This window comes from Stenotrophomonas sp. SMYL86 (assembly GCF_036320025.1).
Lineage (GTDB): Bacteria > Pseudomonadota > Gammaproteobacteria > Xanthomonadales > Xanthomonadaceae > Stenotrophomonas > Stenotrophomonas maltophilia_A.
On sequence record NZ_JAWIRU010000024.1, the window covers coordinates 32,291 to 55,766 of the forward strand.

Genomic DNA, 23,476 nt, shown 5'->3' on the forward strand with positions numbered 1-23,476 from the left:
CGCATGCGCCCTGCCCGGCCGACCCGGTCAGTCCGGCAGCAGTTCGATCCGCCAGGTATCCAGCAATGCCTGCACATCCTCGCCGCCTTCCGCACGCGCTTGCAGGTGCCCCAGAAGATCCTGCTGGCGCGGCTGTGCAAAGACCATGCGATACAGCGCCAGGCTGCTCTTCAGCCGATCAAAGCGGTGCTTGTCCTGGCTCAGAGGAAAATGGAACACCTTTCGCTCAACCGCCACACCGCCCGGTGCCTCGCAGATCCAATATGGAATCAGGCCCGCCAATGGCGTTTCCTTGTGAGGCACCTCTGCATTGGTGAACAGTCCCGCCCATGGGTCACCGGCGGCCTGGTCGGGCACGAACCCTGCCAGCCGCGCAACGTTTCGGCGGACGGCCAGTCCTTTGTAGCGATGAACGCGCCCCTCCCGCTGCTCAAGATCTACCGGATTGCCAGGCAGGTTCCAGTGAACAATCGAGTGACACCAGGAATGGAAGTCCAGCCCTTCCTGACCCACCGAAGTGGATGCGAGCACGAAGGGACGGAAGGGCGAGTTGAATGCATGCTGCAACGCGTCCTTGCGGGCAACCACCTTGTCGTCCTCGGTGGCATTTCCGTAGCGCATCGCATACCGGCAACGCAATGACAGCGCATCGTCGCGCACGAGCTTTCCATCCAACAGCTTCACACCCTCAGGGTGAAGCTGGCTTGCGCGCACGTGGCCCGCATCACTCACGCCCTTCGCGATGGCCTGAGCATGGGTAGATTTCTCGTCCGCTGCGTTCTGCTCGTGCAGCAGATGCAGGTACTCATCAAGCAAAGCCTGCAAATTGCCTTCTGCGCAGTATGCCACCGCCCGCCGCCAATACACCCCACCTTCCTCGTGAGTGATGATGGCGACCGCTTCGGGCATATTCAGCTGTCGGCGGAACACGTCCGCAATTTTTATGGCGGCCTGGCGAAGGTCGGCCTCATTGTCTCCCGGCAGCAGGCGCAGCAATGCACGCAAAGCGCACACACCTGGTGCCGCCAATGCGAGATCAGCCAGTACCTCGGCAATGTCGTCGGGACGTGGCCCAAGCGTCTGCAGAGAGGGCTCGTCAAAACCGCGCCCCCATACCTGTCGCCAGTAAGCCACATGACGGGAGAACCCCTGCCCTGAAACGCTGGCGCCACCGTCTTCCTCATCCTCACCCGCACCAATCGTCAGGTCCTCCGAACCCCAGCACGGGTCCACATGCGATTGGACATGCGCACGCTCAAGCAGAAGCAGCGTCAACCAGTACCAGCGCACGTCAGGCGGCCCCGAGTGCCTGGACGCTGGCAGGTCAAGCGACTCCATCCTCTCCCTGATCCGACCGGCAGCCTCACGCCTGGCATCTGCCAAGTGCAGCGAGCCACCTGCAGCGACCGACATCGCCAAGGGATCGACCATTGTGGCCAGCGCGAGGGAAGGAACCAGCAGAGTGAGCGCGTTCATGTCCTCATGCCCGCTCTTGCCGCTGTTGAAGCGCAAGCGAGCACTCAGGCTCTTGCCAGGCGCGTCGTATCCGGGCTGGAGCGCATGCCCCGCCATGGCCAATTGCTCGGCATGGTAGGAAAGAAGGCCGGCAATCGCATCAGGAACCATGTTCCAGCTTGAGAACACCAGCGTCTTGCTGAAATGGGATACCTGCGCGTACGCACCCTCTCCTGCCCAGTAAGGCATGGAAGGAGGAACCCACAACAAGCGCCAGCTGCCCTGGTCCTCCATATCCTTGGCCAGCACGTCCATTCTCGGGTTTGCCGCCACCAACGGGCTGTACCGCTGCAGCGCATCCTGATCCAGCGTCCTGTACTGCGGATGCTGGGACAACGCCCGCCCCAGAGCCGCCTTGCCCTGTCGATCCATCATGCGGCGCTTGAAGGTGTATCCGTCCTCACGCATGAAGTTCAGCAGGTAGGGACTGGAGCGCCAGAACTCCATGACATCATTCGTCCCCGCCGCTCTTGCAAGCGCATCCACGCAGGCGTAGTCCGCCAGGTCCTCCGATGTCAGCGACAACGGAAGCGGGACATCCCTCACCATCGCATCGCGGCCCCGGGTTACACCCACGCGCTCGGTCCGGCACATCACCTTCTTGAGCCGACTCTCGATTGCACCCTTGAGCACACGTGCATCATCCTGCGATGCCCCCACGCCCACCAGCGATGCACGGAATGCGGCGAGGTCAGCGCGGAGCGCGGTCACCTCTTCCGGATCATTGAACAGGAATGACGCCGTTGCCAGGAAGTCGCGGTAGTGATCCTCCTGCTCCTGCTGGGCGACGAACATCTTGTAGGGCGTGGCCGAAAGCAGGAGCACGCGAGGCTTGTTCTCATGGTCGAACAACTCCTGCGCCAGCTTTGCAGCAGAAGATGCCGGGGCAGCCTCGTCATCGGAGTCAGGATCCTGCACGGCAAGAAGCTCGCGGAAGCGCTGGAACTCATCCAGCACCACCAGATCAGGCTTCAGTGCCTTCAGGCAACAGTGCGCCAGCGTGGTGCGCAGCCAGGACGTCAGCTCGAGGGCTTCGGCGCGCTCGTCACTGTCCAGTGCACGCGTCCGCCGACCGGCGTGCCTGTCACAGACTTCGACAAGCTGTCTCAATCGCTTCTTGTCCAACGACTTGACAAACGTACGGGTGATGGCCTCATCCGGTTCATCCACGCCGTCCTCGTGCTCAAAATGCTGCCGCCAGCCATCTCCCAGACCGCCACGCAGCACCCAGGCCAAGCCGTTGGCATTGAGCCTGGATACGCCCTGCAGCATGCGATGGATGAGCACGCGCTCGCGGGCCAGTCCTCCACGGCTGGTTGTTTCAAACGAAGTACCTGGTGTGAAACTGATGAAGTTCACACCGTCGCCTTCCAGACCGCCATCGGCAAGCGCCAGCGGCAGCAGGGTCAACCGGGTAGCGCGAACCGCTTTGGTCGAACGAAGCCGAAGACGCTCCAGGTTCTGCGATGCGATGGAAGCATTGGAGCAGATGTAGATGATGTCCATGCGCTCTTTGCTGGCTGCCTTATGGGCAACCACGCGCGCGATCAGACCTTTGGCCACCTGCGTCTTGCCCAGCCCCACCTCATCGGCGACCAGGAAACGCATTGCCGGATCGTGATCTTCGTACATGCGTCGGAACGCATAGTTCACCGTCCTACGCTGGAAGCCCTTCAGCCGCTCAAGAACGGGGGTCGGATCCGAAAGATCTGTATTCCTGTTCATTACGCAGCCTCCTTGCCAATAGCGTTTCCCACAACTTCCCAGAGGGCCAGGAAATCATCGGGCAGACAGGGCTGCCCATCGAACTGCTTGTCCTTCAACCGCTTCACCATGCGATCAATCGCTTCAAGTCGTTCAGGCTCGCGGGAATAGATCCGCAGCAGCTGTTCAAACAGCGGGTAGTTCGCCATGAGGCCACTCGCATCCCTGCTGCCGCCACTGCTGCCATCCGCTCGATTGCGCGCTCCACAGCCTGCGGCCTGGGGATCATCCAGCAGCAGCGCGAGATAGCGCAGGAACGCCGCGCGGCTACCCAGCAGTTGTGCCACCAGCGCGTCCGCGCGGTCGTCTGGAGCGCCCTCCAGTGAAACTTCCAGCGCGAAGCGCAACGGCGGGACGGCCAGCTCCTCGGCGCGGGTACTGTTGGGCGTGACCTGGAAGCCAACCAGTGAACTCACCTCATGGCCGGCAAAGGTTCCCAGATCAACCTGACCCGCCTGTACAGCACGGGCCCGCTCGGAAACCACCGCCAACGGCCACGCGTGCAGCGTGGCACCGTCAAGCGGAAGGCCCGGGCACGAAAGCGCGAGGTTCCATCCCGAGACCGGATGGGTTTCGCAGTGCAGCGTCCAGGCGGCAGCAGCAATCTGGCGACGGATGGCCTCCAGCTGGTCCTGCAGTTGGCGACGCTCTGCGCCCTCCGCATCTTCGCCCCCACCGGGCGTGTACGTGTCCAGCAAGGGCTGAAGATGCTCGTCAAGCCACTGCCTCGGCGCGGGAATCCTGCTCACCGGACCACTCAGCTCCGCAACCACTTCAACGTTGCTGCCGTTCTGCACAACCGCGTTGGTGTAATTGGCCGAACCGACTGCAACGTGCACCCGTTGGCCGCGCTGGAACACGGCCACCTTGGCGTGCAGGCCCTGCAGCGTATCGGCCTGTCCAGCCTCTTCACCTTCGGAGAGCAGCGTGTCAGGCTTCAACACGTAGGCACTGTCATCGGCCAGGCAGGCGCCGGCCGGAAGCCTATCCAGCTCATCGGCGCGACTCACCAGCATGAAGTCGCCGTTGCAGTGCTCGCGCAGCGTCTGCAGCGCGCCAGCGCGTACGAAGGGAGAGACGATCAACACATCCTGGGCCTTGCCACCGCCCTCGAGCGGACTCCACGGCACTGCCCGCTTTGCAGTACCCAGCACGTGGAACGCCAGCTGGGTGAAGCCCGGAGGCTTTTCCCAGTCAGCGCGCTCGATGTCCTTCGCCAACGATACGATCATCGCCTGCCGCTCCAGGTCCGGCGACGCCCCTTCGGTATTCAGCGGCAGCCAGCGCAGGAAGTCCGCCAGCGGCTTGTTGCTGGCCTCCTTGGCCTTTCCTGGCACACCATCCAGGCGCAGGCTCACGTCCCAACAGCGGTCCCAGGTCAGATTGCGGGTCAGCACCAGCAGACGTACGACGGTGGCAGGTTCGGCGGCCGCATCGATGGCCACATAGCGCAGCGCCCAGATCTTCGGGTGGAAGGCGCCGCCGTGTGGGGCGCAGACCTCATGCACCATGCCCTCAGCCAGCACCGCCAATGCGTTGCCTGCTGGCGGTGCTTCCATCCGTCCCCGTTCGCAGAACACCGCAAGCCTGCGGCTTGCCCGGCGCAGCCCTTCCACGAGGCGCAAAGGATCTTCTTCGGCGCTGTTGTCGTGGTCGCCGAGCAAGGCGAAATGTGCAGGCAATCCCAGCAACGCGCCCAGCGACAGGCTGTACGTAGTGGCGACGCCGGCATCAAACCGGTAGCCGCTGGGGGGCTGCAAGGCCTCGGTCAGAGTACTGCGTGCAGATGGATGGATCATGCGGCCTCCAGGCCGTGCAGGAGGTCGGCAAGGTGACGGCGCGTGATGCCCCACCGGTAATTGAGGATTCCGAGGCCGGACGCACCGCTCCAGCGATCGAGGTTTCCAGGATTGAAGCGCGAGAGATTGCCTTTCAGCGAGCGCTCCCGCTCACGCACGAGACTGCGTGACTGCGGGCTGTCGGCCTGGCCGGCCTTGACCAGCGCAAGCCAGCTGCTCACGAACTCGCGGGTGCGCGGATGAATCGGACGCCCCACCCGTTCCACCTGCTCCCAGAACTGCACCATGTCCCATTCGCCCAGCTGCGAAGCCGGAACGCCGTCGATCCAGGTCTTCAGTTCCTGGCCGTACTCCTCACGACGTTCATCGTTGGAAGACGCCTCCGCCAGGGCAAGGTTGTAGACCAGCGACGCACCGTTGGCGAGACGGGAGAACTGACGCGCGTGTTCCACGAGCTCACGCAGCGGCTGCGGAGCCTGGCGGATCTGTGGATGCAGCCATGGGAACCCGGCGTCGGCACAGTCGCCCAATCGCCCCTTGTCCTGCGCCAGCCACACCAACAGGGTCTGCGGGTGATGAACCTTCCATTGCTCGCGGATGAACTCCGCCTCGTCCGCGGTCAGGGACAGCGATCCCTCTTCCAGTGCGGCCACCGGTACCAGCTTCTCCAGTGAGGGATGCCAGGTCTGTGCAATCAGCTCAGCGTCCTCCATCCCGTCGTCGCGTTGCTGCTTCCAGCTGCGCTCCCTGCGAATCTGCTCGATGGCCGAGAAGTAGTCCTGCTGGGAGCCCGATCGCGCGAAGATGCCCCAGGAGCGCATGCCCGCCCAGTAGACGGAGCTGGCAAGGCGCTTGAGCGTGTGGCCGGAATCACGACCGAACGCCCCGTCCTCCGCCGCCAGGCAATCATTTAGCTTCAGCTCATCCTGCCGCGCACGCTCTGCAAAATCCCTGGGGCGTACCGAAGAAGCCTCCAGGCCCATGAACATCCTCGGCAGCAGAAGCATGTATCGCAGCCGCGTCTGGATGACGGAGGTGCCGGGGAACAGCTGGTCGGACAACGCATCGCGGATACCGCCAAATCCGAGCTCGTCGCGGGTGCCGGGCTGGTCCAGAAGGGCCAGCAGCGTAGCGCTGCGTGCCTGTGCCGCAGCGTCATGGTCGAGCCATGTCAGGCTGGAAGGCATCTCAAATCCTCCCGCAGGCGCGTGCGCGCGTGGATGCACGGCGCGATACATGGCGCGTGCATTGGGTCTGCTGGTTCATCACTTTCCCCTGTTCCTGTTCCTGTTCCTGTTCTTGGTCTGGGTGACGCTTGTATCTGTGCTGCTCGATTGCTCTTGCATGTGCCGGCCAGCCATTCTTCCGATCAATGCGTCACTGGCTGTCGCGCCCTCAAAGAAGATGGACCAGCAGGACGCACCATGGGCAGGGATGCCCCCGCCATTCATACGGAGGCAAGCCGCCCATGTGGGGACGTACACAACGTTGGACCTATCACTGCCCAGCCTGCGGTTGGCTTCGTATCACCCCGCCAACGGGGGATGTGCGTCTGCCGGGGCTGACGCACTTCTCCCATTGCCCGCGGTGCAGGTCACCCGCCGTCTCTGGCCGCCCCACCCGCACCCTCGACCACCTTTGGGACGGTCTGCCTGAGGCCTGGCGGAAGGCAGACCCCAAGCCATAGCGACATTCAGGCAAAGACCGGTCATACCAGGCCACACCCGCATCAAGCGGGCGTGAGCACCCGTCTTGCTGCATCGAGGAAAGCGGCATTGATCTGGTCCGCATCGACAAGAAGTCTGGACAGGGCGTCGAGGTTCATCGCCGCGTTGATGGTCTCCACGTTCTGGGTTGCCGAACGCATGGTTGCCGCATCCTGGACATCTCCCTGCATCAGGTCCAATGCAAGCGCACGCGCGGCCGAGCGGCAGGCCTTCGCCGTCGCGATGGATTCGGTGATGGCACTGCGATAAAGCTCGAACACCTCGTTGATCCGATCCTCGACATGCTCCATCGGCAGACGACCCTTGGGACGCTCACGCAGGAAGTCCTGCATGGATTTTCCACGGAATTCGTACTCCTTGCCGTATTTTGAGGAGTAAACACTGATGCCCTCAACCGTGATGCCATTCAGCTCGATTTCGTCCTGGATCTGCCCCAGGATCTCTTCAATCTGATCAGCTGATCGCAGATCGGCCTTGTTCAGAACCACGTAGACGGGACGTCCCTCGAAACCAATCTCCTTCAGGAATTCGATATCCGAATCCGGAGTCGTACCGTTGGCGTCAATTCCGATGACCCAGAAAAGCACATCCGACTTCCGCGAGTGAGACACGGCTACCGCGCGGTCGCTCTGACTGAAACTACCCTCGGTACCCGGGTTGTAGCCGGGGGTATCCATCAGACAGATGTTGCCGGTGCGCTCGGTGTCCATGCTGGTACCGACGCTTACCAAGGGCATGATCCGCTTGAGGTCAAAGCTGAACTTCTCGACAAACGCACGGGACATTTCCTGGTAGAACCCGGCATCCAGATCAATGCAGCCGCCATTGAACGAATACGCCTGGATCTGCGTCTGCTGCGCGGGATACACGTAGCTGGGGATGACGGTTGCCGGCGTGACGCTGGAGAGCAGCTTGAAATCCTTGCCAAGGAAGCTGTTGATGAAGGCCGACTTTCCGCTGCTGAAGCCACCGACCACCCCCACTACCGTACGGCGGAAGATGTCCGGATTGGCCGCCATCAGGTGCAGCTCCTGCTGGATGGACTGCAACAACCTCAGCGCCTTCGCTTCGTCAGCGAGGGACGCCTCGGCACTCGCAAAGCGCATGTAGTCATCATCGAGCAGCTTCTGGAAGGCTTCGATGCCCTCGTTTCGCGGCGGCGGCACCGCAAGCAGGCGCGAAACCAGCGCAAAGCGGATCTGCGTTGCGGCGTGCTCGGCCTGCAGCAGATCCAGATCGCCACCCAACTGACGGCTCTGCTCCTGCTCGCTTTCAAGCGCAGCCTGAGTTGCAGCATGCTGCATGGACTGCACCTTAAGGCGGTCCTGGGCATCCACCAGACTCGTCGTCAGCTGCGCCCGGGCCATCTTCTCGGCGCCGTAGCGCTGGCTCAGATCCAGTTCGCGCCTGCCCGCATCCTGAAGCTCCTTCTGCAACTCCTGCGAGGCCTGCCTCTGGGCATCGAGTTCGCCAGCCAGTGCCTGCTCGCGGGTCTGCGCATCGTCACGCTCGCGACTACGGGTGGTCTCACTCTCGGCCAGGGCCTTGGACACATCCTTCAGCTCGGTTGCCCGCTCCGCCAGAGCCTCGGATGCGTGCTTCAGTTCAGCTTCCCGCTCTGCCAAGGCAAGCGCTCGTTGCTCCGCCGTGATGTTGAGCCGTCGATGGTCCTCCACGATGGAGATCCAACGCTGGCTGGCTGCGTCCATCTGCTCCTGGATGGCGGTCACGTGAGGCCGACGGCCCCACGGCTTCCACCCGGCGAGGTAGGTAAGGTGCTGCGCGCTGGCGCCATCGAACAACGGCCTGCCATTATCACCACTCACTGCATTGCCTCCAACTCCGCATCCATCATGGTCAGTGTCGCCCGCGTCTTTTCAGCTTCCTCCATCAACTTCTGCAGCGCATCGAACTGCGACTGGATATATCCAATGAACTCGCCAGCAACAGACTTGGGAATTTTCGACCAGACGCCCTCCACATAGCCGCTGACCGCATCCTGAGCCGCGTTCTGCAAAGTGTGTATTGCATGCATTGCTTCCGCGAGATACTGGCCCGCCTGCTCGCCTCTCAACTTCACGGTCGCTGCCGGCGTGCCCAGCACAGGTGCCCGGATCGAAACTTTAGGAAAATCCACGCTATTGACGATGCTCTTGAGTGCTGAGTAGACAGCTTCAATGTCCAGTTCATCGCCCAGTTCATTACGGGCCGTGCTCACCAACTCCGAAAACAGAGCTCTGTCAAACTTGACCTGCTCATGCCTCGCTTCCTTGTTGAGATCGGTCCGCAGCTTACTTGCGAAAGCCGACACCGAAGCCTTTACCGATGCTGGCAGGATGGTTGCATCGGTCTCGTCGTATTCACGATAGCCGCCATCCCATAGCTTCTTGGCGAGCCAGTTGAGTGCACCGTGAGACTCGACTCGAACTTTCCGGGTCTCGGTTCCAACCGTGCGCTTCACGCCGGAATCGGCAGCGTCGAATGCGGAATCGATGACGCGTTCCATGGAAGCTTCGAGATGCTCGACAAAGTCTCTACTCACCCGCATCAGTTTTTCGTCGAGCGCGCGCGTGAGATCGATCCGTTTGCGCTCAAGCGCCCGTTTGTTCTTCTTCAGATCAGTCAGGCCCACATCGCCAATGTCACCTGCGCGCAACGCCAGCTTCTTGCGCAGCTCACGCAGCAGTTCGACCTGCTTCCGCTCCTTGGCATCCAGCAGGTCCTGGCGCCGAGCGGCCAGCACGCGCGCTTTCGCTAGACGGGCCTGTTCCACCACCTCAAGCAGACCGGCCATGTTGGCCAACTGATCGAGATTGGTGCGCGACAGCCCTGGATTGTCGTCCCTGAAGTAGTCCGGGTAGGTTTCCTTGAGGTTCTGCCACGCCGTAAGGCGGCCACCTTGCCAATCCGCCACGCTGTCGAACTCGACCGACATCGAATGGCACATGCCGGAACTGTGGATGATCGCATCCTCCCCCTTGTCCACCAGGCCCTGGAATACATCGCCAATCTCAGGGTTGGAGAGCTTCAGCTTATCCAGCACCTTGCCCGCATGGCCCGCAAGCTCCCGCCGAAGACCGGTCAGCGAAGCATGCAGCTGTGCCTGCATTTCCGAACCATGCAGCGTGTTGTCCACCTGACTGGCAACCAGCACCAGTTCGCGGATGCCCTCGGCAGCGGTGATCCGCGCCATCACGTCCAGATCTTCCTGACTCATGAACTGTGCTGCCGGGCTGACGACAAACACCACATCGCAGCACTTCAAGAGATCGTGAGTGCGTGCCTCGCGCGATGCAACCGGGTCATTCAGCCCCGGCGTATCGATGATGCGCAGCCCGCGCAGCGCCTCCACCGGCATCTCGATGTCGACGCTCTTGGTTACAGGCATGTAGCGACCTTCCGGGGCAACGTAGTCCGCCAGCAGCGCCGCCAGGCCCTGTACGTCGTCAGCCTCCAGCGGCTTGTCCTCCTTCAGGCGGGCCAACGAAAGGCCGGACGCCGTGATCTTCGCCCACTGTTCGTGCGAGGCCTGCAAGGACGGCTGCTGGGTGGCCAGTGCCCGTCGGGCACCCCGCTCGGCCAGCTCCCTTCGGCGCTCAGGGTCCAGGCCCGCACGCCCTTCCGTGCGTCGCAGCTCTTCGATCAGCGACTTCTCAAGCAGGTCGCTGTACACAGCAGCAGCCTGCTCGATGTTGGCAAGATCCGCCTGGGAGTAGAAGCGCGCGGTCGCCTTGAACCGCTCGCCGTAGGTCAGCGTGGTCAGTGCTGCGGTCATCGGCGTCGCCGCCTGCGGCAGTACTGACTCCCCGTTGAAAACCAGCGCGTTGAGCAGCGTCGATTTGCCGGCCTTGACCCGGCCGACAATGCCAATGTCCATCAGGCGATTTTCGTCGTCCAGTCGCAACAACGCTTCCTTCAGGCTATCGATCGTGTCGATCTCCCACTGCGACGAAGCCCCGACGGCGCCATTGAGAATGTCGGCGTGTGCTGCAAGCCACGTGATCAACTTCTGCTGACGGTCCAGGATCACTTCAGCACTCATCGGGCGGACTCCAGCGCGACGACTTCGTTCGCAACGGAGGTCAGACCAGCTTCCGCAGCGTCAAGTGCTTTCACGCGTGCCGCGCGGGCAGGACTGCTCTGCTCGGCCACAACACTTTCCAGCAGCTGCCGTTTTTCCTCGATGGCCGTCTTGAACTCATGCACGGCCTGCTCGATCAGGCCATCAACCTGTGCCTGCAGCAGCTCGGGCAGCTTGGTCCGGAACTCGCGCTGCACCGACGGAATAACCTGGTTGTCGATGGTCTTGCGCAGCTCCTCCTCGCGGAGCTTGCGCGACACAAACCCGAGGATCTCCGGCAGGAAGATCACGACCAGCTCGATCGCCGGAGCCACGACGCTGGTGGTGACCGCCAGAACGGTGGTGATACTGCGGAAGGCAACTCGGGCTCTCTGGGTCTTCTCCCGATCATTCTCGTCATCACCGGCATAGGGACGCAGCAGCTTCTCGTCTTCACGCGCCTTCTGCAGGTTGCCCTGCCAGCGCTCGAGCGCTTGACCGGTCTGGGTCAGCGTCTCCTGTACGCGCGTCTGCATCTGCTGCGTCCAGTCCGGTCCGCCGACACTGCCAACCTCATCCACCTCGCGCTGAGACAGGGATTTGGCCAGATCACCAATCGCCTGCTGGCTCAGCCCTTCCATGCGTTCCTTGACCACACGACTCAAGCGCTGGCGGGAAATATCGCTGACGACCTGCGCAAACCGCGGGTTGTTGCCACCGGCAGCGGCCGCCTGCAGCTCACTGGAGGCCTCGCGAAGGGCCTGGCCTACTTCCTCAACGCACTGTTCGACCACCTGGCTCAGGCGGCTACGGCCCAGCTTGGCGACGAGGGCGTCGCGCTGGGCGTTCAGATCATCCAGGGCATCATTCAGCTGACGTACGCTGCGATCAATATCCGCATCGCTCTGATCCAACGCCTTGCGTGCCATTTTCACCTGGGCACGAGCGTGGGCAAGCTGGCGCGAGATTCGCGGCAGGAAGCGGCCGATCCACAGATCACTTGCACTGATCTTGGGCAGCAGACTGGCCAGTCCATTGCCCTGCTTGCGGTCGTCGCGTGCCATGGCCGGCGCAACGCCCAGGCGCAGCTCAAGCTGCTCCCGTACAGCCACTTCCACGGCATCCACTTCTTCGGCCGAACGCAGGTTCGCCTTGCTCAGCAGGATCGAGAATCCAGCCTCATAGGTCTGCATGGTTTCAAGCTGGCGCAGCGTCGACTCGGCCAGAGTACCGTCGGGCACGCTCACGGCCACGATGAAGTGCGCGCCACGCGGCAGATAATGGGCGATGGCCTTGTTGTGGCTGTCCAGCGAGGAGCCGAAGCCGGGCATGTCCACGAGAACCTGTGGATACAGCGCTTCCAGGCGCGGGTCGTCCAGATGCAGTTCCAGGTGCGTGTACGACGAGGCCCGCGGCTTGATGGACAGCAAGTCCTCCACGGCGAGCCGATCACTGCCACCATCGGCACGGTGCGCCAGAACGTGGAGATCCCGGCTGAAGCGCAACTCGGTGGCCAGCTCAGTCTCCGGGGTGATACCGACCGGGAGGATGTCCGCGCCCAGGAAGGTGTTGATCAGCGAGCTCTTTCCTGCACTGAACGCACCGATGATCGGTACCAACAGTTCGGCCCGCTGCATTTCTTCGGCGAGCGAGTGGTTTTCAGGCAGTTCGATCGCTGCGCTGTCAGCCAGCGTCGTAATCCGGTCCAACAGACCAAGGCATTGATTCTTAACAGCGAACATCTGTTTCCCCTGTGTGGCGTGTAGGTCGAAGGAGTAGCGCGGAAAGATTGTGTTGCGGGCGTGCGACATCCGGCGTCGCACCCACACGTCAGTAGCGCTGTGCGGCGCTTCGGTGGCGAGCGGCGATATCGTCGGCCAGTGCTGCGGGAGCCAGAACGCGTACCGATGCGCCCAGGCCGAGCAGCCACCAGCGCAGTTGGGCGGAGTCATCGACGGTGGCCCGCAGACGGGGAACAAGACCGTCCCCGACGTCCAGCTTCTGATCACGGGAGAGCGGTGTCTCCGCCAGGTGCTGGGCCAGGGCTTCATCAAGCTCCAGCTCAACGGACAGAGGTCCTTTGCTCTCGAAGCCTGCGGCAACCCGGCTCGCATAGTTTCCGAGTTCGAAGGACTCAGCACCTTCGGTGTCGGCGTCGAGCATTTCTGCACGCTGTACCCGGTGCAGCGACAGCGTAGTGGTCTCCGTGCGCCCATCAATCCGTCCAGCCAGGTAACTGGACGTTCCACGCTGGATCATCCCGTAGGGATGGAAGACGTACTCACTGGCATCGCTACGGCCACGGGCCACGTAGTACAAGCGCAGCTGCTTCTCGTTGAAAAGCGCCTGGTGCACGTTGACCGCCACGTCGGTGTCCACCGCAGCCGGCAGCAGGGACTGGCTGGCTGGCACGACAGCGACCTTCTCGTGCCAGCGCCGCGTGGAACGCGTCGTGCGGACCGCCGCCAGCGTCTTCTCTGCCTGGTCAAAGAACGGCGTCAGTGCAGGCCAGTGATTGGCTGGCAACAGTCCCTGCAGGTTGCGCTGCGCGGTGAGCAGCACCACCGCCTGTGAGACGGACATGCCCGGCATGCTGAAGGCGGCCGCGCCGCGCATCCATGCCCAACCATAGGGCTTCTGAAGATCATTGCTCTCGATGGGGAACTGCAGCGACAGGGCGTTCAGATCCCGCTCGATGGTTCGAGTACCCCCCTTGTAGCTCTCCGCCGCCAAGGTCTGGGCGAGCTCCTTCACGGTGCGGTAGTGCGGAGCAGGCTGCAGCAGCTGCAGCAGACGCCACTGGCGCGCCAGCGAGGAGCGGTTATCGGTGTCCATGTTGCCAGTCCTTTGTATGTTTCCACGACATCCCAGCAGGGGATGAGCCGATTCAACCGAAAGCTGCGACATCTGATGTCGCAAGAAGCCACTTCGGCCAACAACGGGTTCCTTCCCTTGGTCTCGTGATTATCTTGAATCCGATCACGCTTTCACAGCAGACACAGGGCCATCTGCGGGTGCGGATGTGGAACGATGTGTGTTCCGATGGAGGCTCAAGTAATCCAAACGCAAGCCGATAGCGGCCGGCTACGGATGCCAATGGCACGGCGCTCGGCGGGCAGCGACGCATGCCTGCACGGGGCGCCTCGTGGTGGATCGCTCTGCAGCAGAATCTATCGCCAACTCGCGCGCGATGTCTTTAGGAATGGTCTGAAATCCAATCGCGCCGCCACGATCCCGGGAGCGCCGAGTATCGGCCCGGGTGACGCGACACAGGTTGTCGCACCCCTCTGCAGAATGGACGCCGAAGGATCGGAACAGGGGCATTGGACGCCCCGCTACTACCCAGGAGGAGGGACTGCATGTTCAAGATTATCGGTGCCACGGTGGTTTACGGTTTCGCGCTGTATGGGCTGGGCCGCTGGCTGACGGATCAGCAGCTTGTCGGCGCAGATGACTGAGGCTCGGCAGAGCATGTGGGGACTGGCGCAAAAGTCGACCTACCATTGCCGAGACTGCGGCTGGAAGCGGACATTGCCTTCGTCCGGGGATGCGCGTATCGAGGGACTGACCTGGTTCCGCGCCTGCCCCGAGTGCCGCTCCACTGCGCTGGCGTGCGGCAGCGCAGCCACTCTGGATGCGCTTTGGCAGGGATTACCCGAGGCTTGGCGGAGTGCGCGACGTTCGGAGTAGTTTCCCAGCCGGAGGTGCCATGCATAATGGCAAATCTTACAGGGGGGAAAAATGGATTCGACTGCTCTGAAGGAAGTGCATCGTCAGATTCGCGATGCACAGCCGGACTCGACGCGCGTGCGCCTACACCGCGCCATCAGCTGGCTCAACCGCGCCGAACAGGAAGACGAGGATACGGACGCGCGATTCCTGTTTCTGTGGATTGCGCTGAACGCAGCCTATGCCAAGGAGTTCGGATTCGAGAATGCCGAGCGCGAACAACTGCGCAGGTTCTTCGATGCTTTGCTGAGGCATGACAAGCAAGGAAGCCTGCAGGACATCCTGTTCAAACAATTTCCCGGGCCTATCCGAACCCTTATCGGGAATCGCTTTGTCTATGCACGCTTCTGGAAGGCACTGCGGGAACATGACAGCAGCGACCAGTGGGCAGAGCGCTTTGCCAAGGACCAGCGCTCGGCGCTGCAGGCCGTAGTTGAACGGCGTACTGAAGTCGTGCTCTCCATCGTGCTTGACCGGCTGTACGTACTGCGCAACCAGCTGGTACATGGCGGGGCCACGTGGGACAGCCATGCCAATCGTGAGCAGTTGCGAGATGGCGCCGCCATCCTGGGCCAACTGGTACCGGCAATCCTGCATCTGATGATGAGGGACGACGCGCCCGACCTGGGTGAAGTCGCCTACCCGATGATCCCCATCTGAACCATGGCACGGCCAGAGATGTCGGCAGGCCCGGCAACGCGGTTTAGGGACTGAGCGCATGGCTGGGACCCGCCCCAGCCATGCACGCTCCACGCCATCCCCCACCCCCAAGGGGATGATCATGCCCACGATCCTCGCCGGGCGACTGGAAGGTTCTACCCACGCGCTATCACCCGCCACTACGACGTCAGCCTGGGCGTGGCCAGCCGGTCCAGGCGGGAGCCAGCCGGGGGATGGCCGCTATGCTGGCAGCGCACCGGAATGGAAACCACGTATGCCCCGTTTGAACGCCGCCCTGGCACTGAACCTCGCCCTCATGCTGCTGAGCGCTACACATGCCATGGCCACGGCGGCAGACCCGCAGGTTTCCACTGAAGTGTTCGTAGAGGCTGGTGACAACCCCACCTTCAAGCTGCAGCAGGCACCCGCCCTTGTGTATTCAACGGCCCTCACCACATCGCCCGATACCTTCCTGCAGGCTCCCATGCAGGTGCTGCTGGTTGCTCAACTGGATGAGCTTGGCCACGTTTCCAACGTGATGGTGGCGCGGTCCAGCGGACTGCGGGAGCTTGATCGTGCGGCCCTTACCGCAGTGGACCAATGGCGCTTTGATCCGGTCGTGGTTGAGGGCGTCGCGTGGCATGCACGGGTACGGGTCCGTCTGACCTTCGTGCCCGAGGCCGAGGCGCCGGCCGGCTGAACTGCTGCTCCAGTCTGTCGCTATTGGCCCTAGGCCATGGCCCTGGCTGCGGGTGCTCCTGCGCTTGGGGCCAATAGCGCCAAGCCCTTCAAGAACGTTGCGGCGCAATCGCTTGCCGGCTTAACACCGTGTGCGACAATGCCGAAAGCGTCAGGACTGGCAATCTTCAGTCCTGCAGTTTCTTGGCATTTGGTTGCTGCACGGGTATCTCTTGGCGTGCCACCGGAAAAGGGTGGCGCGGGGTTCGAAAGCCCGTTCAGTAGCCTTGTGTTTTGCGCTTGTCAGCCGGCGTCACCTTGCGTGGCGCCGGCTGGCAATCCGTTCGCGTTCCATGGCGGGCGGTGCGTGGGGGTCTTCGGACCCACCGGCTTGGTTACTGTCCGGCTTTCGAACCACGCATCGTCCGCCACCTTTATTGGTGGCGCTGCTATCTGTCCTGTACGGAGCATTGCCATGAACACATCGGACTTCCGTTCCCTGCACGCACAGTACGATCCGGACAACGCCGAACCCGAGCGCGAACCGTCCGTCGATCCCAACGCCTTCGTCGCCACGCTGCACCGCATCGGAACCGGTGCAGCTGCGGATGGCCAGCCTTGGCCGGAGCGGCATCAACTGCCTGGGCGGTGTCTTCAGCTGGCGGATGCGGATTGCGCGCTAGCCGGGTTGCGCGTGGTGGCGGAGCTGATGCTGGCTGCGGAGCGCACGCGGCAGAACGGCGCGCCCGAGGAGTACCTCGGGGATCGGATTATGGAAGGGTTGAAGATGGCTTGTGTGGCGTTGACGGCGCAGGTGACTGAGCGGTTGCACGTGCAGGAGTAGTCCAGTTGGACCTGGCCATCTGTCGCGTGACTGCTGGTCACCCACGCGCTATCGGCGGACCGTTCGCCTTCTAGTCCACCCACTATCTGCAGAGCGTCAAATGAAGCCTGTGATCTATGGCACTGTGCTGCTGGCGGCGGTGGCTGCGGCGATCGCCAGCCGGCATGTACCCAAGGCTGGCTTGGATCTGCGGACGTTTCGGAAGGTATCCGACGCTGAGTTTGCTGTCATGCGCGAGGAAGCCGTTCGACTGGTGCGCGAGGGCCTGGTACAGCACGCGCAGTACGCGGGAGACCGATACTTCGAGGTCAGCTGTGACGGCATACCCGTGATGCTGGTGGATAACTCATTGGAACAGCTTGTAATCGTGCTGTATGCGAATAGGCAGATTGATGTTCCGTGCGTTGTGCCGCTGCTATCGCATTGGAGTGGGCGGATTGTGGCGCAGTAGTGGCCATTAGTCCTGAGTGCGTGAGCATGCTGGACGAGCTCCCGTCCGGCCTAACCCCCGTGAACACCCACGACGCCAGTGATCTGGCCTTCCGGGCGAGTGAGATGCCCCCAACCCCGCCCATCTTCACGCTCATCTTCCTGCTCACGGGGTCGATGAAGTCTGGGTAGACCAAGCTCCATCAAGGCTCTGGCGGCCGCTTGCCCGACTTGCGTTCTGCGGCCCAAAACAATCGGGCATGATGCCCCAGAGGCTGCCCCCTGCGACTCGGGCATTCGGCAATCGCCCCTATGGCCATCCGGCGCCACTAAAGAATCAGCGATAGGGGCTTCCACCCTGGTATGATTCCGTCAGGCGTCGGGGGGCGCGGCTCAGACATTCAGAGTAGAGCACTGAACCCTGCCGCAGACAGATTGGGGCCGGCATCCTGGATCAAAAGCGACCACCCTTTCTGAACGCGAAACTGAACAAGGGAATGGTCGTAGGCAGATGGATTTTTCACGGTTGACCGCTATCCAAGTCTCCACAGATTACTGTGCCGTCGCTGGCCAGGATCTCTATTCCCTTGCGATCACTGGATATCCACTCCGAAAGGCGATCACTCGCGACACTCGAGTCGAGTCGGATAGCGCATTCCCATACAACTGCCACGCGCCAGCTCATGTCCAGAAGCGACCTGACTACCGCCAGGTCGCGCTGTCGATTGGCGGAGAGTTTCGCATCCCAGAAGGCTGCGCGTGTCTTCGGCAGTCTGAAAAGAGGGCAACCCTCATGGCGATGCCAGAAGCACCCGTGTACGAACACCGCAGCCTTCCATTTCGGAAGCACAAGGTCAGGCTTTCCTGCGAGGCCCTTCGTATGAAGTCGAAAGCGGAAGCCGCGCGCCCAGAGGTGCCTTCGGACAGTGACCTCCGGCTTAGTGTTCCTGGCCCTGATTCTCGACATCAGTGCTGATCGAACAGCCGGGCTCATCACATCAACCATCTAGCAGAGACTCCGTCTTGACCGCAGTACGTAAGCCCATCGGTGTAATTGATATCTTTGCCGGCCCCGGTGGCCTCGGCGAAGGGTTCAGCAGCTTCAAATCCGAAGAAGGTGCCAAGTACCCCTTCGAACTCGCGGTATCCGCTGAAATGGAGAAGTCTGCGCATTCGACTCTCCGTCTCAGGGCCTTCTATCGCCTTCTCATCCGGCAGGAAGGCCAAGTTCCGCAAGAGTACTACGACTATCTGGATGAAATTGCGAAGGGCGACGCCCTTCCTCCGGCAACACACTTTGGAAACGGTCGATGGAGCGACCTGTGGGCTGAAGCCGAGCGAGAAGCGCTCAACCTCACTCTGGGAGAAGAGCGGGACAATCAGGCCCTCTATTCACGGATCAACGAGGTCAAGGATCAGTACGAGAAGATGATCCTCATCGGAGGCCCCCCGTGCCAGGCTTACTCCGTCGTAGGCCGGGCTCGCCAGCGGCATGTGGAGGGGTTCTCCTCAAAGGGCGACAAGAAGCATTTCCTCTACAAGCAATACCTGGGTCTTCTTGACGAGTTCTCACCCGCTGTCTTCATCATGGAGAACGTCAAGGGAATCCTGACTTCCAAGGTTGGCAACAAGGAGATGTTCGCTGCAATCATGCGCGATCTCTCCGACCCTGCTGCAGCCCTGAAAAGGGAAAAGAAGGGGGGAAAGAACGGGTATCGCTATGTGCTTCTTCCTATCCACGTTGAGGCGAATCAGAAGCGGACCAGCGAACTTGTCGCGGAGGATCCGTCTGCATTCATCATCAAGTGTGAGAACCACGGAATTCCACAGGCGAGACACCGGGTCATCATCATGGGTGTCCGGGAAGATCTTCTTCCCGATGGAATCGAGGACTTGCCCGGCCTCAATGCCGCAGAGCCCGTCAGTGTGAAGAAAGCCCTCGAGGGGCTTCCCAGGCTGAGAAGCGGACTGAGCCGCAAACAGGACGATCCCGAAGAATGGCGGAAGGCCATGGAATCGGAGAGGGATCGCCTGGTCCGGATTCTGGGCAAATCCCATCCACAGCTGATCGAGAAGCTCAGCTCGATTGTTCCATCCGGCGGGCTTCCGCGCGGCTCGATCAAGTACACCCAGGACAGCAACCCTTACGTCAAGCAGCTCAAGAGCGACTCGCAGCACTCCGTGCTCAACCATGAGACTCGGGGACACATGAAATCCGACCTCGGGCGCTACCTCTTCTGCGCGGCATTCGCGCGCGAGCACGACAGATCACCGACCAGCCGTGACTTCCCAAAGAAGCTCGCGCCTGATCACTTGAACTGGGAAAGTGGTTCGTTCTCGGATCGCTTCCGCGTTCAGCTCAAGGGCAAACCTTCAAATACGGTGACCAGCCACCTTTCGAGAGATGGTCACGCGTTCATCCATTGGGATCCTCGCCAGTGCCGAAGTCTCACTGTCAGAGAGGCCGCTCGGTTGCAGTCGTTCCCGGACGACTATGTTTTCCTCGGCAATAGGACTCAACAATTTGTACAGGTCGGAAATGCAGTTCCGCCTTTGATTGCCAGACAGATCGCCCGAGTCGTGTGGTCGATACTCAGCTAGGCAAAGGGTTCAACAGGGGGAACCAATGAATCAAGGGGAAATGGAGTCCCTGGGCTCTACAGGTACCCGGGCTGGCAGTGAAGCCAGCGCCGGGGACAAGCGGCAATCATCGCTGAAGCCGCTCCTTCGACTCGCCGCGCTTCGCGGCGATGCGGAGCATGTTCTGCGCTACCTTCAACTCGGGGGTGACGTAGAGGCACGCGACCAGCAGGGGCGGACACTACATATGCTTGCCGCTTCCAAAGGGCATCTGGATCTCTGCCGCCTGATTTCGGAGCATGCTCTCGAAGATCAGCGGCTTGCAGTCCAGAAGGCTGACGATTCATCAGCCACGCTGGACGGCCTCTGGAGCAATGAACGTGATGGTGAGGCCGAGGAATCTGCTCAAACGGGAGCCACTGATTCCACACAGAACTCCTCTCCCGACGGTGCTGAATTCGAATCCGAGTTCTTTGCCACTTGGGAGGAAGAAGTCGCGACCGAAGCGCCGCTGGAGGATCCCTCGCTTCGATCGACAATACAGATCGTGCAGGAGGTGATTTCCAAGCACGTAATTGTCGATAACGATGAGGACTGGAATGACCTGGCGAAGCTACTCCCAAGTCACGCCGAAGTTTCACTGGTCCGGGAGCTCAATCACAGCTCGACACATGGACTCTTCGAAGCCCTAGTTCATCGCGCCCAGATGGAGGGCAACTTCAATCCTCTTGACCTTGAGGTCATCTCCCGTGAGATTGAAGGCGATGAGAGGGGCGATGTACTTCGCCAGCTCACTGTCCTTATGGGCCAGATTGACGCCGTGCCGGAAGACGAAGATGAGTGGCTACGTCCTCTGCATCTAGAACAGGAGAGCGAACCAGCATCGGACAGCGAGATCGGTGAACTGGAGCAGTTCATGCAGGATCTCGCGTCCATGACGAACGATCCCTACTTCCACTTCGCAAAGATTGCGCAGTCGTCTGTTCTGCTTGACCGTACGGGCGAAGAGCGAATTGGTCTTCTACTGGACTTGTCCCTCAAGGATGCGTATCGCGCCATCGCAGAGAGCCCCCATGCTGTCGCTTCGATAGCAGGCCTAGCCAAAGACCTTGAGCGGGGTCGCGTCTCAGTCGGCCAAATCAGCCACATCAGCAGCGAAAACGATGAGCGCGCCAGTGATCTTCTCGACGCCTCGGATGACGCCGATGATGATCCAGCCCCGGCCCGGTCCGCCAGTGGACTCAACCTGAGCGACATGCTGGAAAGCGCACGCTACGGATGTTTCGCCTTCCAGGAAGATCCAGACAACCAAGGTCTTGCTAGGGATGCATTGGCCGCAGTATCTGCGCTGGAGCTCACCTCATCGACCGTTAAACGGTTTGACAAGGAATTCAGGGCAGCTGGGTGCACAAGCGTACTACTGCGTAGAGCGGTGCAGCGTCTGTCGCGCCTCAAGCTCGAGATGTTCCATGCTAACGTTCGACTCGCAGTGCACGTGGCAGACAGCCACGCGTGGAGCACTCTGCCACGCATGGATCGCATTCAGGAGTGCCTGATAGGCCTGCTCAAGGCTATCGACAGATTCGATTACGCAAGGGGCAACAAATTTTCTACGTATGCAATGTGGTGGTTGAAACAGTCCGTTGGACGGGCCATCGGAGACACAGCGCGTGTCATAAGGTTGCCCATACACGTCATGGAAAAGGTCAACAAGGTTTCAAAAGCAGTCAGAATCCTCCGTGAAGACTCATTCGATGACGTGCGCGCCGAGGACATCGCCAAGGTCTGCGATCTATCAGTTGAAGATGTAGCAAATTTGCTGAATGTGGCGCACGACGCGGTCTCTTGGGACCAGCAGGATGAGATAGCAGATTTGGTCCTCGCCACTCCAGATACCTTTCAGCCGCCTGAGGAAGTCACTGATGGATATCTGCGTAGGCGAGCGATCGATGACTGCCTAAGTGCGCTTGGTTCAAGAGAAGCTGAAGTCATCCGGCATCGGTTTGGATTGATCGACGGCAACGACAAGACATTGGAGGAAGTCGGCCAGATCTTTGGCGTGACTCGAGAGCGGATACGTCAGATTGAGTCCAAGGCGCTAAGACTGATGCGCCACCCTTCGCGACGTCTCAGGGAGTTGGTCAATGGAAAGCCGGAGGCTGACGATGCAGCAGAACAGTAAAGGTAGGCCACAAGGCCGAAATGCTCCCCCGAGGGCTGACGCCATGGTTGAGGCACTGCGCGGCCTGGGCTACACGACGGCCACGGCGCTGGCAGACCTGGTGGACAACAGCATTTCCGCTGGCGCCGGCCAAGTAGAGGTCGGATTCAATTGGAATGGCGTAGACAGCTGGATATCCGTTGCAGATGACGGCAGAGGCATGAACGATGCTGAGCTATTCAGCGCAATGCGCCTCGGCGACCGCAACCCCTTGGACGTACGGGGAGCCTCGGACTTGGGTCGCTTTGGCCTGGGACTCAAGACAGCATCGTTCTCACAAGCCAGAAGGTTGACAGTTCTGAGCATCAAGGATGGTCAATCTAGCTGCCTGCGCTGGGATCTGGATGTCCTTGCTTCAGATCCTGATGGCGAGTGGCACCTTCTTGATGGACCCGAGTCATCCTCAGAGGCACGCCTGGTACAGCACACTGCCCAGTCATCAGGGACAGTAGTCCTGTGGGAACAACTCGATCGGATTGTCACTGAAGGCTTCACAAGCAGGCATTTCCTTGACCTCATTGACGACGTGGAGCGCCACCTCGCAATGATCTTCCACCGCTATCTTGACGGCAGCGGCCCCGGCATTGAGCTGCGGCTCAACGGGAAGGCAGTTAGACCATGGGACCCATTCCTGTCGTCAAATCCGGCAACCTGGAGGTCACCCGAGTCGAGCGTTGGCGAAGGTGGTCTGAGAATCACCAGCCAGGCCTTCGTGCTGCCCCACAAGGACCGCCTCAACGACAAGGCCTACGCTGAAGCGGGCGGAATCGAAGGATGGTCGAGTCAGCAAGGCTTCTACATCTATCGTGGACGGAGACTTTTGGTTGCAGGCAGCTGGCTCGGCCTAGGACGTGGACGCTCCTGGTCCAAGGACGAGGCTCACAGGCTCGCGCGCATCCGACTGGACCTGCCCAACGATCTTGATGCGCAATGGAAGATCGACATCCGCAAGTCATCCGCTCAACCTCCCGCTGCACTGCGGGATCAGCTCTACCGCTTGGCCGAAGACGCGCGCGACAGGGCGCGCAAGGTGTTCCTGCATCGGGCGCATTCGAATTCATCGCTGGGCCGCCGCGACGAGGTTGTACCCGTGTGGCAATCGAGAGAGACGGTGACAGGGCGACGCTACCGTGTCGACCGTACGCATGCAGCGGTGAAAGAACTGCTGGATGACGCAGCGTACGGCACCAAGGTTGAAGCGATGCTGCGTGTCCTCGAAGAAACTATCCCAGTGCAGAGAATCTGGCTTGAAGCTGCGGAAAGCGGAGAGCATGCAAAGGGGGGATTCACAGGGGAGCCCGACGACTCAGTTCGAGAGGTTCTCAATGTGATCTACCGGAGCCTGGTGGAGAAGAAGGGCATGTCGCCGAGCATGGCAAAGCGGCAGCTTCTAAGAACCGAACCCTTCGATCTCCACTCAGAGCTGGTCAAGAATTTGCCGGACAACATCTCCAAGGACTGAAGAGAGAA

General features: G+C 61.1%; 15 protein-coding genes. 7 read left to right on the plus strand and 8 right to left on the minus strand.

Annotation, left to right across the window (positions count from 1 at the left end):
* Positions 1 to 27 precede the first annotated feature (27 nt).
* The 7 genes from V3B64_RS19635 to V3B64_RS19665 all read right to left on the minus strand — a co-directional run bounded on the left by V3B64_RS19635 (position 28) and on the right by V3B64_RS19665 (position 13,700).
* Positions 28 to 3,240, minus strand: coding sequence for a helicase-related protein (locus V3B64_RS19635; RefSeq protein ID WP_329914759.1), 3,213 nt, complete (start codon positions 3,238 to 3,240; stop codon positions 28 to 30).
* A complete protein-coding gene (locus tag V3B64_RS19640; protein ID WP_329914761.1) occupies positions 3,240 to 4,943 on the minus strand; it encodes a phospholipase D family protein in 1,704 nt (567 codons plus the stop codon). The genes V3B64_RS19635 and V3B64_RS19640 overlap by 1 nt, the downstream gene beginning before the upstream one ends.
* 131 nt (positions 4,944 to 5,074) lie before the next feature.
* Positions 5,075 to 6,265: a DUF6361 family protein gene (locus V3B64_RS19645; protein ID WP_329914762.1), complete on the minus strand. Its 1,191-nt coding sequence runs from the start codon at positions 6,263 to 6,265 to the stop codon at positions 5,075 to 5,077.
* Positions 6,266 to 6,807: 542 nt separating this feature from the next.
* Positions 6,808 to 8,631 carry a dynamin family protein gene (locus V3B64_RS19650; protein WP_329914764.1) on the minus strand — a complete coding sequence of 608 codons (1,824 nt, stop codon included), beginning with the start codon at positions 8,629 to 8,631 and terminating at the stop codon, positions 6,808 to 6,810.
* Positions 8,628 to 10,847 carry a dynamin family protein gene (locus tag V3B64_RS19655; protein ID WP_329914765.1) on the minus strand — a complete coding sequence of 740 codons (2,220 nt, stop codon included), beginning with the start codon at positions 10,845 to 10,847 and terminating at the stop codon, positions 8,628 to 8,630. Before V3B64_RS19655 ends, V3B64_RS19650 begins: the two co-directional genes overlap by 4 nt.
* Positions 10,844 to 12,607: a dynamin family protein gene (locus V3B64_RS19660; RefSeq protein ID WP_329914766.1), complete on the minus strand. Its 1,764-nt coding sequence runs from the start codon at positions 12,605 to 12,607 to the stop codon at positions 10,844 to 10,846. Before V3B64_RS19660 ends, V3B64_RS19655 begins: the two co-directional genes overlap by 4 nt.
* A gap of 88 nt (positions 12,608 to 12,695) precedes the next feature.
* Positions 12,696 to 13,700, minus strand: coding sequence for a WYL domain-containing protein (locus V3B64_RS19665; protein ID WP_004139622.1), 1,005 nt, complete (start codon positions 13,698 to 13,700; stop codon positions 12,696 to 12,698).
* Positions 13,701 to 14,606: 906 nt separating this feature from the next.
* On the opposite strand from V3B64_RS19665, the gene V3B64_RS19670 reads away from it, so the two are divergent.
* The 4 genes from V3B64_RS19670 to V3B64_RS19685 all read left to right on the plus strand — a co-directional run bounded on the left by V3B64_RS19670 (position 14,607) and on the right by V3B64_RS19685 (position 17,227).
* Positions 14,607 to 15,254 (plus strand): HEPN domain-containing protein, encoded by a 648-nt coding sequence (locus V3B64_RS19670; protein ID WP_100467723.1) that lies wholly within the window; start codon positions 14,607 to 14,609, stop codon positions 15,252 to 15,254.
* A 274-nt stretch (positions 15,255 to 15,528) separates the two neighbouring features.
* The gene (locus V3B64_RS19675) at positions 15,529 to 15,954 is read left to right on the plus strand and encodes an energy transducer TonB (RefSeq protein ID WP_329914768.1); all 426 of its coding nucleotides are present in this window, start codon (positions 15,529 to 15,531) and stop codon (positions 15,952 to 15,954) included.
* Positions 15,955 to 16,407: 453 nt separating this feature from the next.
* Entirely contained in the window at positions 16,408 to 16,776 is a 369-nt protein-coding gene (locus tag V3B64_RS19680) for a hypothetical protein (RefSeq protein WP_329914770.1), read from the plus strand.
* Between the two features lie 100 nt (positions 16,777 to 16,876).
* Entirely contained in the window at positions 16,877 to 17,227 is a 351-nt protein-coding gene (locus tag V3B64_RS19685) for a hypothetical protein (RefSeq protein ID WP_100467720.1), read from the plus strand.
* Between the two features lie 498 nt (positions 17,228 to 17,725).
* On the opposite strand, the gene V3B64_RS19690 is transcribed toward V3B64_RS19685, so the two are convergent.
* Complete coding sequence (locus V3B64_RS19690; protein ID WP_100467719.1) at positions 17,726 to 18,211, minus strand: very short patch repair endonuclease; 486 nt, start codon at positions 18,209 to 18,211, stop codon at positions 17,726 to 17,728.
* A gap of 17 nt (positions 18,212 to 18,228) precedes the next feature.
* On the opposite strand from V3B64_RS19690, the gene dcm reads away from it, so the two are divergent.
* From dcm to V3B64_RS19705, 3 genes are read left to right on the plus strand one after another with little or no spacing between them, the layout of a single operon-like run.
* Positions 18,229 to 19,806: a DNA (cytosine-5-)-methyltransferase gene (gene dcm, locus V3B64_RS19695; protein WP_107432262.1), complete on the plus strand. Its 1,578-nt coding sequence runs from the start codon at positions 18,229 to 18,231 to the stop codon at positions 19,804 to 19,806.
* A gap of 40 nt (positions 19,807 to 19,846) precedes the next feature.
* On the plus strand, positions 19,847 to 21,967 hold the full coding sequence (locus V3B64_RS19700) for a sigma-70 family RNA polymerase sigma factor (RefSeq protein ID WP_329914772.1): 2,121 nt from the start codon (positions 19,847 to 19,849) through the stop codon (positions 21,965 to 21,967).
* Between the two features lie 43 nt (positions 21,968 to 22,010).
* Positions 22,011 to 23,468 carry an ATP-binding protein gene (locus V3B64_RS19705; protein WP_329914773.1) on the plus strand — a complete coding sequence of 486 codons (1,458 nt, stop codon included), beginning with the start codon at positions 22,011 to 22,013 and terminating at the stop codon, positions 23,466 to 23,468.
* The last annotated feature ends 8 nt before the right edge of the window (positions 23,469 to 23,476 follow it).